Below are 17331 nucleotides of genomic sequence, written 5' to 3'. Positions count from 1 at the left end.
TTTTGGTTCAGCCGCCGATGACGCAGGTGAAGCCAAGCCCTTCAACGGCCGCCTTGAACGGCGTCATGTCCTCGGGCTTGAGATTGGGAGCATCCGCCATCGGATAAGGCCGGCCGAGCAGCTCGTATTTGTTCTCGCCATAGGTGTGATAGGGCAGGAGATGCACGGTATCGACGCCGGGCATAAGCTTGGCGAAATTGCCGATTGCAGTAATCGCCTCGACATTGTCGTTCACCCCCGGCACGACCGGAATGCGCACCACCGTATGGGTGAGCGAGGCGATGCAGAGCGCGTTTTCGAGAATGATGCGGTTGTCGATCCCGGTATTGGCCCGATGCACCGCCGGATCGATGGCTTTCAGGTCCATCAGCACATGATCGACGAAGGGGATGACATCGCGAACGATCTCGCGCGTCGTGCAGCCCGTCGTTTCCATCGCCGTGTTCCAGCCCTGCTCGTGGCAGGCCATCAGCAGGTGCTTGGCGAATTCGTGCTGGAACAGCGGCTCACCGCCCGACAGCGTGATCCCGCCACCGGACCGGCGATAATGATGCGCATCCTTGCGCAATTCCTGCATCACCTCGGCAATGCTCATCGTCTTGCCGGCACGCTTCAGCGCCTGTGTCGGGCAGACCTTCGTACAGGCTCCGCACTTGATGCATTTGTTGCGTTCGACGAAATCGGGATTTTCATAAGCCAGTGCCTTGGTCGGACAGACCGCCATGCACTGGCCGCATTTGATGCAGGCAGAACGGCGATAGAACAGTTCCGGCTCTGCGTTCTGCGATTCCGGGTTTGAGCACCAGCGGCAGCGCAGCGGACAGCCTTTGAGAAACACAATCGTGCGCACGCCCGGCCCGTCATGGATGGAATAGCGCTGGATGTCGAAGACAATGCCTTGCCTGTCATGGTCGATCGCGGTCATTTCAATATCCTGTCTTTTTATGCCGGGTTCCGGCGCCTCCTCCGGCGCCGTTCAGAACTCGGACTGTTGTGCTGCTGCGATGGCATCCATCGCCATGCGGACGGACGAGGTCTCCCCCATGATGGCAAGCGAGGTGACGTGCTGCGGGCAGGTGCCGTAGAGTTCCACGGTGAACACACCCGCCGCCTTCAATGCGAGATCGGAGAAATAGAAGAGGTCCGCCACCGGGATCTGCATCAGCCCGACGGAATCCACCCGGTTGGCCTGCACCCAGGCCCGACCATGTGGCGGCATCCGTCGCTGCAGCATCTGCAACACGTCAGGATGCGGAGCGTTGATGATGCGGGTCGCCATGGCGGATCTCCTCTCTTTCAGTCTTTTTCGAACGATGGACGCCCTTGCTTCAGCGGACGTTCAGCGCTTCCACCATCACGCACTTGCGTCGGCGGGCGAAGGATTTAGGCGATGTCAGCCCTTCACCTGTCGGCCCTGCGATCGTGAAGGTCGTATAGCCCTCGCCGCCGACGCCGATGCCGGCATAGGACGGGCCGTTTTTCACGAAGATCGTCGTCTGGATCAGTTTCGCCATCTTGGTGATCTTGCGTACATCGGTGGAATGGATCATCGCCGTATGGCGGTTGCCATTCTCCAGTTCGACGGCAAGGTCGATCGCTTCATCCACGTCTCCTGCCCGCACCAGCGGCAGGATCGGCATCATCAGCTCTTCCTGCACGAACGGATGTTCCTTCGGCAGTTCGATCAGGATGACGCGGATTTCCGGACCAACCGAAATCCCGACCTTGTCGAGCAGGTAGACGGCGCTCTTGCCGACGCAATTGGTCTGCGGCCCACCCTTGGCGGTCAGGACAAGCTCCTCGAGCTTTTTAATGACAGCAGCATCCCTGACCAGATAAGCGCCGTTCTTCTGCATCTGCGAGATCAGGAAATCGGCGATCTGACTGACCGCGATCACTTCCTTTTCGGCAATGCAGGGCAGGTTATTGTCGAAGCTGCAGCCGCTGACGATATCCTTGGCTGCCTTTTCGATATCGGCTGTTTCATCGACCACGACCGGCGGGTTGCCGGCACCGGCGCCGATGGCCTTCTTGCCGGTCGACATGACAGTCTTGACGATGGCCGGACCACCGGTTGCGACCAGCATGCGCACCTTGGGATGCGCCATCATCGCATTGGTATTGTCGATCGACGGTGCCTGAACGGTAACGACCAGGTTTGCCGGCGCCCCAAGCGCCGCAAGCTTGCGATTGATAAGCTTGATTGCCAGGAGCGACACGATCTTGGCGCGCGGATGGGGGCTGAACACGACGGCATTGCCGGCTGCCAGCATACCGATCGTATTGCAGATGATCGTTTCCGTCGGATTGGTGGTCGGCGTGATCGAACCGATGACGCCATAGGCGGAATATTCGACCAGCGTCAGGCCGCCATCACCGCTTTCGGCTTCGGTCTTCAGATCCTCGATACCGGGGGTCTTGGAGGCGGCCAGCCGGTTCTTGATCACCTTGTCGCTGGCATTGCCCATGCCGGTCTGTTCGACGGTCATCCGGGAAATCCGTTCCAGCATGGCCGGATCGAGAAAGATATCGCGGATGCCGTCGACAAAACTTTTCCGCGCGGCCATGGAGCAGAACAGATATTGCCTCTGCGCTTCGGCAGCGGCTTCCACCGCCTCGTCCATGCTCGCAAACACGCCATCGCCAAGAACAACCGCTTCCTCATCCGAAATATCGAGCGAGACCGATGCGCCAGACAGAGCGCAGTCACCGCGCTCGCAGCAGGAGCAGTTCACCTCACCGGCCGACTTCGTCACCATGCCGTCTGCGACGATGCAGCCCTGGCTGAATGGCGCGGTCGCATCGGCAGCCGGAGCAGGCTTGGAGCCGCCCATCTCAGCAATGATGCGGGCCACCGTATCTTCGACCGAAGATGTTGCACTCTTTACCGGAGGAGGGGTCGGAATAGGCGTCGGAGCCGGAGCGATTGCGCCGTTGAACCCGGCAAGCACGCGATTGACGGCGGCGTTGATATCTTGGTCGTTCATAATCCTCTTCCTTCCTCGGGGACCGTTCCCCTTCTTTCGGGAAATCCATCGATCGCGTAGCGGGCGATCTCCATGTCTTCAGCGACCGTTCCGCCACTGATGCCGATGGCACCGATCACGGCGCCTCCAGCGCGGCAGGGAATGCCCCCGCCGAAAAGCACGACCTGCCCCTCCCCCGAACCGTTGCCGGCTCCGCTTCCGCTATGGCCGACGCCGAAAAGCATACCGCCCGGCTGCGCCAGCAGCCCGAGTTCATCGGTTCCCATGCGATAGGCTGCAGAAGTCCAGGCCTTGGCGCTAGCAAGCTTGGTACTGGCCGGCAGGCTATCCTCCATCCGGTGAAACAGGATCGGCCGTCCTTCGGCATCGGCGATCGCGATGCAGACCGGCACCGAAATCTGCCGCGCACGGCTCTCCGCGCGCTCGGCAATGGCGCAGGCATCCGCAAGCGAAATCCCGGTTGCAAACCCTCTGTCGGCAATACGCCCGGCAAGCTCGGCGGCAAGTGCCGCTTCGATCCGTTGCAAGTCGCGGGGGGCGAAATCACGGGTGGCGAACATCGCTCACTCCCGCATCTGTTTCGACCGTATCGACGATGCCGACAATCGTCGCATCGACCACGGACTGTTGCAGCGTACCGGCAAACCGACTGGCGCTGCCGGAGGTGACGATGACCGTTTCGCCCTTGCCCGCACCGACCGTATCGACGGCAATCAGTGTAAAGTCCTGCGGCTCCAGCCGTTCGTTGAGCCGGGTAATGATCAGCAGCTTCGAGCCCGAGAGGCTCGCATCCTTGGTCGTGGCGACCACCCGTCCGATAACCCTGGCGAGATACATGGCTTGATCCTCACTCCCTCACTAGCGTGATGTCACGCGCGCGCAGTTCTTCCGCAGCGGCAGGCGTAACGATCACGGCATGACCCAGATGTAATTCCGTGGCGTCCAGGCCGCGTGCCTCCCGCAGGCCGAACACGCCTTCGGTTCGGGCAGCTACAAGCCTCTGAGCAGCTATCGGCACCGGCGAAACAGGCGTGACGCCCTCGACGGCAACGGCAAGCCGCGCCGCCCAGCTCAATTCGATCCCGTAATCCATCAGCTTCCGCAAATGGTCGCTCATCATCGCCTGATAGGCTGAATTGGCGGGTAGCAAGCCGCGAGCGCGCCGATCCCGTCCATTGGGGCAGACGCCATCGCGGGCGGCGATGATGCGAGCGCCTCTCTCCAGTCCACCCTGCAGAATTTTCGACAGCGGATCGTCGGCAATGCCGAGCGCCACCTTGGCGGCAAGCGAAACGCTGAGCGCCGGAACCAGTATGGTCGTGTGGCGAACCAGAAGATCGCCGACAGCGCCTTCGACTTCAGCAATCCCGAGACCGGCAAACCGATCTTTCAGAAAGGGTCGGGCCTCAGGCGCAACAATCGTCTCGAATACCCACCCCGCATCGCGAAGCTGCTGCAACTGATCGAGTGTAGCCTCAAGCCCGAAATCCGTTTCTGCAAACAGCACCAGCGCCGAGCGCGCCTTGGCCTGCACTCTGCCCCCCATCCGCGCAATGATGCGATCGGACAGAAGATCGAGCAGGATACGATCGAGAACAGCGTCGAGGCTCATGCCCGGCCTCCATCGTCGTACATCGCGATCCCGAGCGGCGTGACCAGCAGCGGCTCGATGGGCTTGATCACCCGGCGTCCGGTATGGCTCACGAGAACCGCCGCAAAATCCTTGAACGAGCAGGCGCCGCCGACCACATGGATCGTGTCGACATAAGGGTAATCGGCAAGGAAGCCGGCAACGATGCGCCCCATCTTGTCGGCAACCGGCCGGACGATCGAGAACACGTCCCGCTCAAGCGCGTGGTTGAGCTTTTCAGCCTCCGCATCCTCGAAAGAAATCTTTCTCGCGCCGGCCAGAACCAGCGTCATATGCGTACCGCCGGTCGGCTCATCGAATGTGGCAACCACATCGCCGTCCTTGAGAACGGAAATCCCCGTCGTGCCGCCGCCGACATCGACCACCGCACCGTTCTGCACCCCAAGCAGGCGCGCCGCGGCGGTGGGCTCATCGACAATCTCGGCAAGTTCGAAATCGGCCGACTCGACCACATGGCCGATTGCCTTCGCATTGCTCGGATGAACGCCGGGCGGGATGGCGGTTGCCGCGCGCAAGAGCGGTTGACCCAACCGTTGCTCAAGCTCTTCCTTCATCCGGCGGACAGCGTGAACCGCGCCGATATAATCAACGACGATACCGTCGCGCACGACAGTCGAGCGCCAGGACGTTCCAGCAACCGGATTATTGTCCGCATCGACCACCGAGAGCACGAGATTGGCCGTGCCAAGATCGACGCCAACCTTCAGCCGGCCGGGCGCCCATTCTGGCTGCGGCACGATCGTGCCCTGCCGGACGAGTTCCCCGAAAGCCTTGAGTTTGCTGTCGATGGTCGACATGGCTTTTCTCCGTTCAGACCTTGCGGATCCGCACCATCGCGTCGTTTTTCAGGCCGAATGCATTGGCCTCCTCGACGTCGATATGCATCTCCATGAATGAGGCTTCGGCAGCGCGGATCGTGACATTGTGCATGATGCCGCCGCGCACGCCGCCGACCTCGACATCAACCTCTTCGCCATTCTTCAGGCCAAGCTTTGCTGCTTCAGCCGGCAGCATGTGAATGTGGCGCAGAGCCACGATCACGCCGCGCTCCTTCCGGATCGTCCCATAGGGGCCGATCACCTCGATGCCTGGCGATTCTTCGAGTTTTCCCGACATGCGCAGCGGCGGCTTGATGCCGAGAGTGAAGCCGTCGGCAACCGAAACCTCGATCTGCGTTTCCTTGCGCAGCGGACCGAGCACCCGCACCTTGCCGATCTGCCCCTTCGGCCCGCGGATCGTCACAGTCTCCTCGGCTGCATACTGACCCGGCTGTTTCATCGCCTTCATTCGCGTCAGTTCCGAACCGGGACCGAAAAGCGCGTCCATATCCGGTCGGGAAAGATGAATGTGACGGTTCGACACGCCGATCGGCACGAGCCACGGATCACGGCCCTCGGAACCTATTGCGGCAGGCTTTGCCTGCTCTGCCGATGCGCTGAGGCTTTGTGCCAGAAGCTCGGCGATTACGCGGTCGATCATGGGGCTGTTGATTTGCATTATGGTGTCCTGTTCGTCTTTCCCGGCATGACGACCGGGCCTTTCATGGGCGCAACAATCCACCCGGCGGTTTTGCCACCGGCGTTCGCTGTCACCTGAAATTCTCGTCTGTTTGGCGCTGACTATCGCCTACGATGGCGGCGATCGGCGCGGGATTGCGCATGACTTGCGGGCTGAGGTGTCGGCTCGGCCGCCACCTCATGCTCCGGAGAGACTTCTGTGACGACAGAGACTTCCGGCTCCACCGTTGCAATTTCCTCCACCAGAGCTTCAGCAGCTTCTGTCACCTGAGTTTCCTGGTCAGGCGATGGATCGTCAGCAACAACATCCTCGACCGGCGAGGAAGCCTCCGGGGAAGCTTCGGCCGGAACCTCCGCCGCAGCAACCGCTGCGGCAGGTGGTTGCAGACCGACAGTGGCCCCGCTTTCCACGATCTTGCCCAGTCCGTTTGCGGGACGGGCAATCACGCTGGTGGAGACAACCGTCCCCACACGCCCCGCCTCCGCAGCACCTGCGGAGACCGCAGCCTTGACGGCCCCGACATCTCCCCGAACCTTCACGACTGTCATGCCGTCACCATTGGCAAGCTCGTAGCCCACCAGCGTGACATTGGCGGATTTCACCGCCGCATCGGCGGCAGCCACGGCAGCCGTCAATCCGATGGTTTCGATCAATCCAAGGCTTTCCTGCAACATGACAGTCTCCTTTCAAGGTCAGATGTAAGGCTTGGTCGAGGAGACCACTGCCGCCGGATCAAGCGTCCCGAGCACCTGCTTGCCGACATCGCGTGCGGCGCGGATGGCCTGACGGACAGCACCGGAATCGCCACTGAACAGGAAGATGGCTTCGTTCGAGTAGCTCGTTCCGCCATTGCCTGGAGAAGCAAAACCGGTCGGTACCACGGTTGCGGCCTTGGCGGCGGTATCCGCCAGAAGCACGCCGATTGCGGCGGGAGAGCCGACCGTAATGCCGAATGCCTGGCCGAGCGGAGCCCCAAAGGCCTTGGCAAGCGCATGGCTGGCGCGGGCGGTGTACTGGAATTCCAGATGACCGGCCGGTGTGCCATAGACATCACCGAAAGTGCGATCGAGTTCCGACAGCGTCACTTCGACGGCACGGCGGGCGTCGGAAACGTCCTCGGCGCCGAAGACGATCAAGCTGCCGTGGCCGCCGCCGCCTTCCGTGTCGCGCGGCAGTTCGATCAGCAGCACTTCACTATTGGTGGCCTTCACCGCTTCGTCTGCAGCGAATATATGCGGACCGGCGCCGGTACGTGCACCGACGATGCCGATCGACCGGTATTTCTTGTCGATCTTCATCTGCTCGTGCAAGAGCGGGTCTACATTGGCAATCACCAGACCGACCGTATGCCCGATTGCCGTGCCGACGAATTCGGTGAGATTACAGGCCTTCGGCGCCGTCTTTGCGGCAGCCGGCTTCTCAGCGGGAGAGGCGGCCGGGGCCGGGGAGCTTTCGCTCCCACCCATCTTCCGGATCACCTCGTCCATGAGTTTTTCGACAAGAGCATCCTGCATTGTCGATCCTCCTTTGTGTGTTCAGGGGTTCAGGCGACCTTGCTTTCCGGCAGGATCTTCTCGACCTCGGTGTGAGGACGCGGGATCACGTGGACGGAAACGACAGTGCCGACCTTTTCGGCAGCGACGGCACCGGCATCGGTGGCGGCCTTGACTGCGCCGACATCGCCGCGGACCATAACCGTGACGAGGCCGGAACCGATCTTTTCATAACCGACCATGGCGACGTTAGCCGACTTGACCATGGCATCGGCGGCTTCGATGGCAGCAACCAGACCTTTGGTTTCGACCATTCCGAGAGCTTCCTGTTGCATGACTTAACTCCTTAGCGTTTCGGTGTTCAGACGTTGATGTGATGACCGTTTCTCGCGGGTTGGACTAAATCGTCGGCCCCCTCCCTCCCGGCCTAGCCCCCGGCCCGGCCGAGAAGCATGGAAAGCTCCTCGAGCGTGGGCCTGCGTGGGTTTCCTGCGGTGCAGGCGTCCGCCATGGCGGCCGCTGCCATATCGGGCATTGCCCGACGATATTCCTCGGCATCCATGCCGAAGCCACGAAATGTGGACGGGATGGAGAACCGTTGATTGAGTGCCTGGATCGCACGGATCAGCGCGATGACGCCTGCTCTGACACTCGGCACGTCCAGCCCAATGCGGGAAGCGATGCGTGCGTAGCGGCCGGCAGTTTCACGGCAACCCGGCGCATCGTCCTCAAGACCCGCATTCCAGGCGATCACATGCGGTAGAAGCACCGCGTTGATGCGTCCGTGAACGAGATGCATCCGTCCGCCGATCGCATGCGCGAGACCATGGTTGACGCCGAGCCCCGCCTCGCTGAAGGCAAGGCCTGCAAGGCAGGAGGACTGATGCATCGCATCGCGTGCCTCCATGTCGTTGCCGTCGTCATAGGCGCGCGGCAGGTTGGCAAAGGCGAGTTCCAGCGACTTCTCGGCAAAGGCGTCGGTGAAATGCGATGCGCCATTGGCAACCACAGCCTCAAGCGCATGGGTGATGACATCCATCCCCGTATCCGCCGTCACTTTCGGGGGTGCCGTGCGGACGAATTCGGGATCGAGGATCGCCACATCCGGTACCATCTCTTTTGCGATCAGCGGGAATTTCTTGCCCTTTTCCGGATCGGAGATGATTGCGAACGAAGTCACTTCCGACCCCGTGCCGCTGGTCGTCGGAATGGCGACGAATTCAATTTTTTGCGCCGTATCGGTGGCGCGAACGACTGACAGGATGGCCTTGGCTGCATCGATCGGCGAACCGCCTCCGAGCGCCAGAAGCACCTGTGGACGGAATTCGGCAAAGATACCGGCGCCCTTGGTCACGGTTGCAATAGGCGGCTCGGGAATGGCTTCATCGAAAACCTTGATCTCGCAGCCGTCAAGATAACTCAGCACCCGGTCAAGCGGACCGGACTTTGCCATGAAGGCATCGGTGACGATCCCGACCCGCTGCCCGCGATAGGCATGCAGCCGATCAAGCAACCCTTCGCCGAACACGATCTCGGTCCGGGGGGAGAAGCTTTTGTAGGAAGGCATATGTCACCTGTTGCAGTTCGGGATTGACGGTATCGTTCGGTTTTGTGGGGCACGGGCGGGCGTCATGTCCGCCCGTGCCCTGTCTTCATCCGGACCCCGTTTCGGGCAGGGTCCGGCCAAGTTCAGGATTGCCGTCTTAGAAATGCTGTTCCGTGCGGCTGATGATGTCGTCCTGCACTTCCTTGGCGAGCACGACGAACTGGGCGGAGTAACCGGCGACGCGAACCACGAGATCGCGATAGGCTTCCGGGTCCTTCTGGGCAGCGATCAGTGTATCGCGATCAACGACGTTGAACTGTACGTGCATGCCCTTCTGGTCGAAGTAGGAGCGGACCAGCGAGGCGAAGTTGCGCAACCCGTTGTCGCCGGCGAGAGCCGAGGGCAGGAACTTCTGGTTATACAGCGTGCCGTTGGAGGCGATGAAGTGGTCGAGCTTGGCCACCGAGTTTGCCGCGGCCGTCGGCCCCAGATGGTCCTTGCCCTGGCGAGGCGAAACACCGTCTGCAAGCGGAGCCTTGGCCGGACGGCCGTCAGGCAGAGCCCCGACATCCTTGCCGAACAACACGTTGGCCGAGACCGGATAAATACCGGCCTGGAACTGGCCACCGCGCGGGTTCTTGTACTTTTCGACTTCGAGGCAATAGATCTGGGCGCATTTACGGGCGATCAGATCGACATCGTCGATGTCGTTGCCAAAACTTTCGGCCGAGTCGAGCAGGCGGCGGATGCCTTCATATTTCGACGAGCCGGCAGGCGCCGTGATCGTATCGGTCGAAAGAGTGCGATAGACTTCTTCCTTCAGCGCCGTCACATCCATCGACTTGTTGGACGAAAGCACCTTGCGGACAGCGTCATAGATCTGGCCTTCAGTCAGTTCGCCGGCGCCGACTGCATTGGCCTTCTGGCCGATGGCAAGCCCGAAATTGGCGTCGAGCGCTTCCTTCAGTTCAGCCATGGAGATCTTCTTTTCGTCGAAGACGAACTTCTTCATGGCGTAGACGGAGTCACCTGTGTCGGCGACACCGAAGGCCTGCGGTCCGGTGAAGTTGTAGATCGCACCACCTTCCTGCAGCGACTTGCCTCGTCCCATGCAGTCCTCGACCATCGGAGACAGGAACGGCAGCGGGGCACGTTCGCCATGGGCGATGTCGACGCAGTTGTCGGCTTCGGCCAGATATTTGACGAAGAAGGCCATCTGCTTGGTAAAGGCGCCGTAGAAGTCTTCGAGCGAGGTCCAGCGCTTCGGATCACCAGTGACCGGGCCGAGCTGTGTCGAACCGACCTTGCCATCGTTCAAAGTGATTTCGAGAACCTTGGCGACGTTGAAGAAGGCGGCATCATGCCAGCCTTCGGTCTTGTGGATCGCCTGCGGCTCGACGCAGCCGACAATGCCGTAATCGCGGGCGTCAGCCAGCGAAACACCGCGGTTCTGCAGCGCCGGAATGATGACTTCGTCGTTATAGACGGCCGGAACGCCCAGACCGAGGCGGATGACTTCCGCAGCACGATAGAGGAATTCATCCGGCGTGCCCTGCCAGACACGGATGGAGAAGGACGGTGCCGGCAGGCGGCAATGAACCGTTGCTTCCATGCACATGTAGGAGACGTCGTTAGTCGCATCGCGGCCTTCAGGCGTCTGGCCGCCGACGCAGAGGTTCTGGAACACGGCATAACCGGCAAAGGCCTGGGCCGAGACTTCGTCACGGGTCTTGTTGACGTCGTTGAGCTTGATCCAGATGCAGTCGACCAGTTCCTGGGCGAATTCACGGCTGATCGTCTGATCGGCCTTCAGGAAGGGATACATGTACTGGTCGAAACGGCCGGGCGAAATCGAGTGGCCCGAGGATTCGATCTGCAGCATGCACTGGATAAACCACATCGTCTGGCAGGCTTCCCAGAAGTTGGAAGCCGGATATTCAGGCACCAGGCGGCAGTTCTTGGCGATCTGCTCCAGTTCGGCCCGGCGTGTCGGGTTGCTTTCGCGACCAGCCAGTTCCTGGGCCTTGGCGGCATAACGATGCGCAAAGTCGATGGCGGCCTTATAGGAGATGATGACGGCGTTATAGAACTGCTGCTTCTTGATATAGGACGGATCCATCTGGTCGAGCGCTTCGAGGTGCCGGACCGCTTCTGCAATCACGCCGCTGAAGCCGATATTGAGGATCTTGCCATAGTCGACGCAGACATGGCCGACGCCGCCATAGAAATAGTTGCCAACCGTGAACACACCGTTGGCGATGCAGTCCTTGGCCTTCTGCGACATGTAGGATGAGGCAAGATCACTGGTGGTACGGCCCGGCCAGTATTTGAAGGCCTCACGCAGCTCATCCGCTGTCTGCTTCGGAATTTCGAAAGGATCGGCCATGCGCGTTGCCATGGTCTCGAATTCCTTCTCCACCCAGTCGAAGGAGAATTCCGGGCAGATTTCGGTCGAGCGCGGGTTCTTGGTGATGGCGCCGACGACCAGTTCGTCGTCACGGATCGTCACCGGCAGCTCGTTGAAGATCTTCTCGACCACTTTGGCGCGACGAAGGATTGGCGGCAGGCCTTCGGTTTCCTTATAGGCCTGGGTCGCCAGCACCGCACGCTCGGACTCGACATGCGGCCGCGCGTCGATGATCTGTTTCTTCAACCGCATTATACGGTCGGTCGGTTTGGAAAAGCCCTTCTCAATCATTACGTCCTCCAGGAGTGATTGTCGTCCCCGCGGCCTTGGCCGCACGGGAGCGCGTCTTGCAGTTCAGGGTATTGGGCAGTTCAGGATGTTTGGCGAAACAAGGCGCACGAAGCCGCGCATCAGTTTCGGATGCGCCGGCCAGGCCGGCGCGGTTACGAGGTTTCCATCAGTCACGGCATCATCCGCCGCCACCGAAACGAAGTTACCGCCGGCCAACCGAACTTCCGGTTCGACGGCGGGATAGGCTGTCAGCTTGCGCCCGCGCACCACATCGGCGGCGGTCAGCAATTGCGGGCCATGACAGATAGCAGCCACCGGCCGGTTCGCTGTCATGAACGCCCTGATGATGTTCAGCACCTGCTTATCGAGGCGCAGATATTCGCAGGCACGGCCGCCGGCGAGATAAAGACCCGCGTAATTTTCCGGCTCCACCAGCGCGAAATCGGCACTGATCCGGAACAGATGTCCGGGCTTTTCCGAATAGGTCTGGTCGCCCTCGAAATCGTGGATCGCAGTCTTGACCATCTCGCCCCGACGCTTGCCGGGACAAACGGCATCGACTTGAAAGCCGAGCATCAGCAAGGCTTGGAACGGCACCATCGCTTCATAATCCTCGGTATAGTCACCGACGATCATCAGGATCTTGTTGTCGCTGGGCTTTGCCATGAATTTCACTGTTTGCCGGGATCGCCCAACGACCGTTCACTGGTCGTTCGGTCCGGCACCTCCTGTCGAAAAAGGTAGGCCCGCCACACCTCAAGGGTCAACGAGACCGCCTTGACCAGCGCGGGTAAATAATTGACCTGACAGGGAAAAACGGAAAACGCCTTAGAAATGAGGAGGTTCACGCCGTCATCGGCGCAATTCGGCGAAAAGCGCATGACAAGGGATCACCACATGCGGTGTTTTCTTGTCATCGCAACGAGCAAACAGGACGTTTCCGAGACCATCCTGCACCGCATAAAAGCCTGCGACCAAAGGCGCAAACCACTGATTTTGATAAAACTTTATCCGAATTACTGAAATCGCAACGTCGGCTGTCAAGAAACTACCCTTCGAGGCCAAACCTGTTGCGTTGACCCATTCGAGCGCGTCTCGATAATCTTCGCCTTGATCGACATTCCTTAAAAACATGGGACTCGCAAGACGCATCAGCGATTGCGGCGGCTGAGCATTTGCGCGCAGCCGGTGGGAACATGCGCGCGGAGAGGCTGGGATGTCCGATCGGGACAAAAGAGAGAGGTGTCCACGAGATTTGGACAGGTGACGGCCGGGGCGGCACGTGTCGTGCCACCGGCATCCCAAGGAGGAAATGGAATGACAATGCTCGGTCTGCTCGTCGCTTTTGGCGGCGGGATTTTCGGCGCCGCAATCGGCGCCTTGCCTGCTTTCGCCTTCGTCGGCATCCTGACGATGCTTGGCGTCGGCATCCAGCTTGCGGTTGCCCCCGCGGCGACGGATTTCTTCGGCATCCCTTTCGGTGTGTTCGGCCCCCATGTCGGTGGCTTCGCCTCGGGTGTTGCCGCCGCAGCCTATGCTGCCAGCAAGGGCAAGCTTGATACCGGCCGCAATATCGTGACTGCCGGTATGGGCCTCAACAGCCCGGATGTACTGCTTGTCGGCGGCGCCTTCGGCATTGTCGGCTATGTAGTTTTCTGGCTACTCACCATGGTGCCGAATTTTTCGCCCACGCTCGCCTGGACTGACCTGCCCGGCATGACCGTCGTCATCTCGGCCTTCATCGCCCGCTTCATCTGGGGCACATGCGGCCTGTGCGGCAAGGCAGAACCCGGTCGCAAGTTCTTCGAACCGACCGACGCGACCAAGTGGCTGGTCTTCCAGAGCGGTGTCGGCCAGCTGGTGATGATCGGTATCGGTGGCGGCCTGCTTGGAGGATGGCTTGGGCTAACCTATGGTACGCCGGGCGCACTTCTCGCCTTCGGCATCGCCGCATCCAGCCTGCTGTTCCTGACTGTCGGGGTGCTGACGCCGGTGACCCACCATATTATGCTGCCAGCTGCCATCGTCGGCGCATCGTCCGGCAGCATCATCTGGGCCGCAATCGCCGGTCTCGTCTGTGCCTTCGTCGGTGAATTTTTTGCCCGGCTGTTTCTCTGCCATGGCGACACGCATATCGACCCGCCAGCCTGCACCATCGCGCTGATGACACTGGTCTTCAACGGGCTGACGTTCCTGGGCTTCTGGGCTCTTATCCCGATTCCGGTCTGAAACGGCCTATCGGCCTCTTTGGACCGGAGGCGGTGCGATAATCCCTCCCGATCGCGCCGCCGCCATTTCATCGTCAGTCGAGAAGGACGTGCCCCGAAAGAAATCGGGGCACGTTTTTGTTCAGCCTCAGGCCTTGTCGAGGAAAGCCTGCAGCCGGTCGAAGGAGAAGGCTTCTTCAGTCAGGTAACGGAAATCCTCGACAACCTTGGCCCGCAGTTCAGGCGTGTCGATCGAGCGGCCCCAGAAAGACGTTTCCTGCAGATAGGCCGCAACCATGGCTTCGACATCACCGAGCGCACCTATCGCCTTGATCTTCTCGACCACTTCGGCTGCATCACGCGGCGGCAGGGCGTCTGCGCCCTTGAACCGGCCGAGATAGAAGGCCAGCCACGATGCCAACGACAACGTCATAAGCGGTGCCGGTTTGCCGAACTTTTCATTGTAGGCGAGCAACCGCTCCAGATTGCGCGTCTGGTACTTGACGATGCCGTTGAGGCTGATGTCATACCATAGATGGCGGATATAGGGGTTCTGGAACCGGCGCAGCACAGCTGCGGCAAACTCTTCCAGTTCTGCCTTGGGCAGTGTCAGGAACGGAATGACCTCCTCGTTGAGAAGCCGGTCGAGGAATTTTGCACCTGCAGGCTGCGTCACGGCCTCACCGACCGATTCGACACCGGCCAGCAGCGAGAGAGCGCAAAGTCCGGTATGCGCGCCGTTGAGGATGGCCACCTTGCGCGCCTTATAGGGCGTTGCATCCTCGACGACGAGCGTACCCTCGTCATGATCGGCAAGCGGAATCCGCAGGTCCGGCATGCCCGGCTTCTTTTCGATCACGAAGAAATGGAAAAGCTCGGCCGCCGACATGAACTTGTCTTCGTAGCCGAGTTCCTCTGCCAGAGCATCGGCCTCGGCACGAGGATAACCGGGCACGATCCGGTCTACCAGCGTGTTGTAGAAGGCATTATGCTGCTCTAGCCAGGTGATGAAGGCCGGATCGAGTTTCCACTCGTTTGCATGCTGCAAAACGATGCGCCGCAACTCGTCGCCATTATGGTCGATGAGCTCGCAGGCGATCATCTGCAGTCCTGCTTCAGGCTTTCCGCCGAATGCCGTCCAGCGCTCGAAGAGGAAGCGGGTCATCTTGCCGGGGAAGGAGACCTGCGGCGCATCCTCGAACGTGACTGTCGGAACATAGGCTATGCCGGCATCAGTCGTGTTCGAGACGACGACGGTGATATTCGGATCATGTGCCAGAGCCAAAACATCCTTCCAGCTCTCATGCGAGGGGATTTCCTGGCGCACGCAGGCGATCAGCCGCGGCTCGGAAACCTTCTCACCGGCATCGTTCATGCCGCGGGAGAGAACCGTGTAAACGCCATCCTGCTCGTTCAGAGTGAAGGGCAGGCCACCGGAGATCGGGCGGAGAACGATCACTCCCCAGTCGGAGCCGGCCTTTTCGTTCATAAGGTCGATCTTCCAATCGACGAAAGAGCGCAAGAAATTGCCTTCTCCCCATTGCAGAACACGCGGGGTCGGGCGGGCGCGGCCCTTCAGAAAGCTCTCATCGAGACGTTTCATATATCTTTTTCCTTGATGCAAAGGCATTGATGAAAGAGTGACCCGCGATTTGAAGATGACGAGATCGCAGATGTCTTTGATCTCGCAACGTGCCGTAGCGTCTTTCCCAACTTTCAGGACATATTCGCTATACCGAATGGAAAGCCGCGGCCGCGCAGGCTTTCATGGCAGCAGCTTGCATGAAAGCCGCCGGGAGAGCCGACGAAGGACCTGCATGAGATAGGATTTGCAGCAACACTTAACCCGATCGTCAGTGACATCAAGCCAGGGCCTACAACCTCGGACAATATTAAATAGCTGAAATCATTTCAGAAAAACAATGAGGCCGGCAACATTCGCGAACCCGTTCCAAACCGGCGAAATGCCGCAATGTAAAAATTCGTCTCAAACGGATTTTGATGGCAACAAACATGGCTTGGATCCGTACCCCACAAGCATGCCCGGATATCAGACCGGCTATCCGACCATTCTGACAGCAATATTCAGAAAGCTGCGCGGCGACATCTGGTCGCGTCATAGAGATTTCAGAATACGCGACAACCGCCAAAAATCATGCGTTTTCACCCCGGGGCGTCGGCTACTGAAACGGCTGGAACGAGGAAAAATGAAACAGGCCGAAAAGGACGCAGCCTGCAAAAGACAAGGCAAGGAGAATAGCGCCAATCGCACCGGATGAAGGTGTAGCGTTGGCGACTTTCTCGGGTGTCGATTGGTCTTCCTGCTTCGTTTCAAGCCGAGAGATATCACTCGAAACTTCGGCATCGCTTGCGACGGCGGCCTGCACATCCTGTTCCTCACCCACAGCCGTTGTTCGCCGGCGGACCGAGACATGCTTGATCGAACTCTCGTCGAACTTGACCGCAAACTTGAGTTGGGGTTTCACCTGAAGATCGTTCATGGCCTTCTCGGCTGCATCAACCTCATCTTCTGCATCCACCAGCGCGGTATAGGTAACGATATAGAACGGCATTTTGGGAAGCCACCGGGAATCTTGCTGGACATGCATTTGTTGCAAGCCTGATCGCAACTCATTGAGGCAATATCCGGGCCGGGACCGCTCGGCATTGTTATAATGCCTATTCAGTCACAGAGCCGAAGGTGTGAATAGCCCTCAGATTTGCAGACACCTTCTTTGCCAATTTTGAGTCGAGAACAGCATCATGGCAAATCGAATTCCGGTGAGGAATTTAAGCGGGACGCTGTGCTTCAGATCACGGAGCAAGGCCATCCGGTGGCGAAGAGGAGAAGCAGTTTGCAGCGTTGAGCGCTGACGGGACGACGAGGCCGAGGAGATCATGAGGCTGATAAGAAACCGGTTCGCTTCACCGAGAAGTTCGACATCTGAACATCCCCCACTTTCGACCGGACACTCAGAATGAGCAGGGAGGCCCAAGCACAGGCTTGAGGATAGGCTTATGTCCAACAGGAGCGGATTGACTTGATGATCTGTGACGCCCGTGGGCGGCACTGACAGAGAAATGCAAACCGCAGATTCTCGAGGAAAGCTATGTCCTTGGGGAGACAGTTTCCTCTGTGGCTCGATACAACGGGGGAGCTTTTTCTTAGGCGCCAAGAGGAGAGCTCTTGTCCATCGCCAGCATCGGCAGACTATTGGGGAGTGTTTTGCA

18 protein-coding genes are annotated in these 17331 nt (G+C 59.8%); 1 reads left to right on the top strand and 17 read right to left on the bottom strand.

Translation table 11 applies throughout. From position 1 onward, the window contains the following. Window positions 1–7: 7 nt before the first annotated feature. From HNQ72_RS19620 to HNQ72_RS19550, 15 genes are all read right to left on the bottom strand, one after another. On the bottom strand, window positions 8–925 hold the full coding sequence (locus tag HNQ72_RS19620; RefSeq protein WP_183994499.1) for a glycyl-radical enzyme activating protein: 918 nt from the start codon (window positions 923–925) through the stop codon (window positions 8–10). Between the two features lie 51 nt (window positions 926–976). Beyond that, window positions 977–1279: a BMC domain-containing protein gene (locus HNQ72_RS19615; protein WP_148147694.1), complete on the bottom strand. Its 303-nt coding sequence runs from the start codon at window positions 1277–1279 to the stop codon at window positions 977–979. Between the two features lie 49 nt (window positions 1280–1328). Further along, window positions 1329–2987: an aldehyde dehydrogenase family protein gene (locus tag HNQ72_RS19610; RefSeq protein WP_183994497.1), complete on the bottom strand. Its 1659-nt coding sequence runs from the start codon at window positions 2985–2987 to the stop codon at window positions 1329–1331. Then, the gene (locus HNQ72_RS19605; protein ID WP_183994495.1) at window positions 2984–3547 is read right to left on the bottom strand and encodes a GlcG/HbpS family heme-binding protein; all 564 of its coding nucleotides are present in this window, start codon (window positions 3545–3547) and stop codon (window positions 2984–2986) included. Before HNQ72_RS19605 ends, HNQ72_RS19610 begins: the two co-directional genes overlap by 4 nt. Further along, entirely contained in the window at window positions 3531–3824 is a 294-nt protein-coding gene (locus HNQ72_RS19600; protein WP_183994493.1) for a EutN/CcmL family microcompartment protein, read from the bottom strand. Before HNQ72_RS19600 ends, HNQ72_RS19605 begins: the two co-directional genes overlap by 17 nt. 10 nt (window positions 3825–3834) lie before the next feature. After that, window positions 3835–4599 carry a hypothetical protein gene (locus HNQ72_RS19595; protein ID WP_183994491.1) on the bottom strand — a complete coding sequence of 255 codons (765 nt, stop codon included), beginning with the start codon at window positions 4597–4599 and terminating at the stop codon, window positions 3835–3837. Then, window positions 4596–5435 carry an ethanolamine utilization protein EutJ gene (gene eutJ / locus HNQ72_RS19590; RefSeq protein WP_183994489.1) on the bottom strand — a complete coding sequence of 280 codons (840 nt, stop codon included), beginning with the start codon at window positions 5433–5435 and terminating at the stop codon, window positions 4596–4598. The genes HNQ72_RS19595 and eutJ overlap by 4 nt, the downstream gene beginning before the upstream one ends. Window positions 5436–5448: 13 nt before the next feature. Then, window positions 5449–6135, bottom strand: a complete 687-nt coding sequence (locus tag HNQ72_RS19585) for a phosphate propanoyltransferase (protein WP_183994487.1) — start codon at window positions 6133–6135, stop codon at window positions 5449–5451. Between the two features lie 122 nt (window positions 6136–6257). After that, on the bottom strand, window positions 6258–6830 hold the full coding sequence (locus HNQ72_RS31285) for a BMC domain-containing protein (protein WP_183994485.1): 573 nt from the start codon (window positions 6828–6830) through the stop codon (window positions 6258–6260). 18 nt (window positions 6831–6848) lie between these two features. Further along, complete coding sequence (pduB, locus tag HNQ72_RS19575; protein WP_183994483.1) at window positions 6849–7670, bottom strand: propanediol utilization microcompartment protein PduB; 822 nt, start codon at window positions 7668–7670, stop codon at window positions 6849–6851. Between the two features lie 29 nt (window positions 7671–7699). Further along, window positions 7700–7984 carry a propanediol utilization microcompartment protein PduA gene (pduA, locus tag HNQ72_RS19570; protein WP_183994481.1) on the bottom strand — a complete coding sequence of 95 codons (285 nt, stop codon included), beginning with the start codon at window positions 7982–7984 and terminating at the stop codon, window positions 7700–7702. A gap of 92 nt (window positions 7985–8076) precedes the next feature. Continuing rightward, entirely contained in the window at window positions 8077–9216 is a 1140-nt protein-coding gene (locus tag HNQ72_RS19565) for a 1-propanol dehydrogenase PduQ (RefSeq protein ID WP_183994479.1), read from the bottom strand. Between the two features lie 136 nt (window positions 9217–9352). Beyond that, window positions 9353–11893 (bottom strand): glycyl radical protein, encoded by a 2541-nt coding sequence (locus HNQ72_RS19560; protein ID WP_183994477.1) that lies wholly within the window; start codon window positions 11891–11893, stop codon window positions 9353–9355. 63 nt (window positions 11894–11956) lie between these two features. Beyond that, on the bottom strand, window positions 11957–12559 hold the full coding sequence (locus HNQ72_RS19555; RefSeq protein WP_183994475.1) for a DJ-1/PfpI family protein: 603 nt from the start codon (window positions 12557–12559) through the stop codon (window positions 11957–11959). A 186-nt stretch (window positions 12560–12745) separates the two neighbouring features. Then, on the bottom strand, window positions 12746–13027 hold the full coding sequence (locus HNQ72_RS19550) for a hypothetical protein (RefSeq protein WP_183994473.1): 282 nt from the start codon (window positions 13025–13027) through the stop codon (window positions 12746–12748). A 183-nt stretch (window positions 13028–13210) separates the two neighbouring features. On the opposite strand from HNQ72_RS19550, the gene HNQ72_RS19545 reads away from it, so the two are divergent. Next, entirely contained in the window at window positions 13211–14122 is a 912-nt protein-coding gene (locus HNQ72_RS19545; protein WP_183994471.1) for a DUF7973 family transport facilitator, read from the top strand. A gap of 126 nt (window positions 14123–14248) precedes the next feature. Here the strand turns inward: HNQ72_RS19545 and HNQ72_RS19540 are convergent, their stop codons facing one another. Together HNQ72_RS19540 and HNQ72_RS19535 are read right to left on the bottom strand one after the other, a co-directional pair. After that, window positions 14249–15703: a tagaturonate reductase gene (locus HNQ72_RS19540; RefSeq protein ID WP_183994469.1), complete on the bottom strand. Its 1455-nt coding sequence runs from the start codon at window positions 15701–15703 to the stop codon at window positions 14249–14251. A gap of 577 nt (window positions 15704–16280) precedes the next feature. After that, window positions 16281–16673, bottom strand: coding sequence for a hypothetical protein (locus HNQ72_RS19535; RefSeq protein ID WP_183994467.1), 393 nt, complete (start codon window positions 16671–16673; stop codon window positions 16281–16283). Window positions 16674–17331: the final 658 nt, after the last annotated feature.

Source organism: Aliirhizobium wenxiniae, assembly GCF_014201355.1.
In the GTDB taxonomy this organism is placed as follows: Bacteria; Pseudomonadota; Alphaproteobacteria; order Rhizobiales; family Rhizobiaceae; genus Neorhizobium; species Neorhizobium wenxiniae.
Note: the sequence above shows the minus strand (reverse complement) of the source record. Positions and strands in the feature narration are given on the sequence as shown.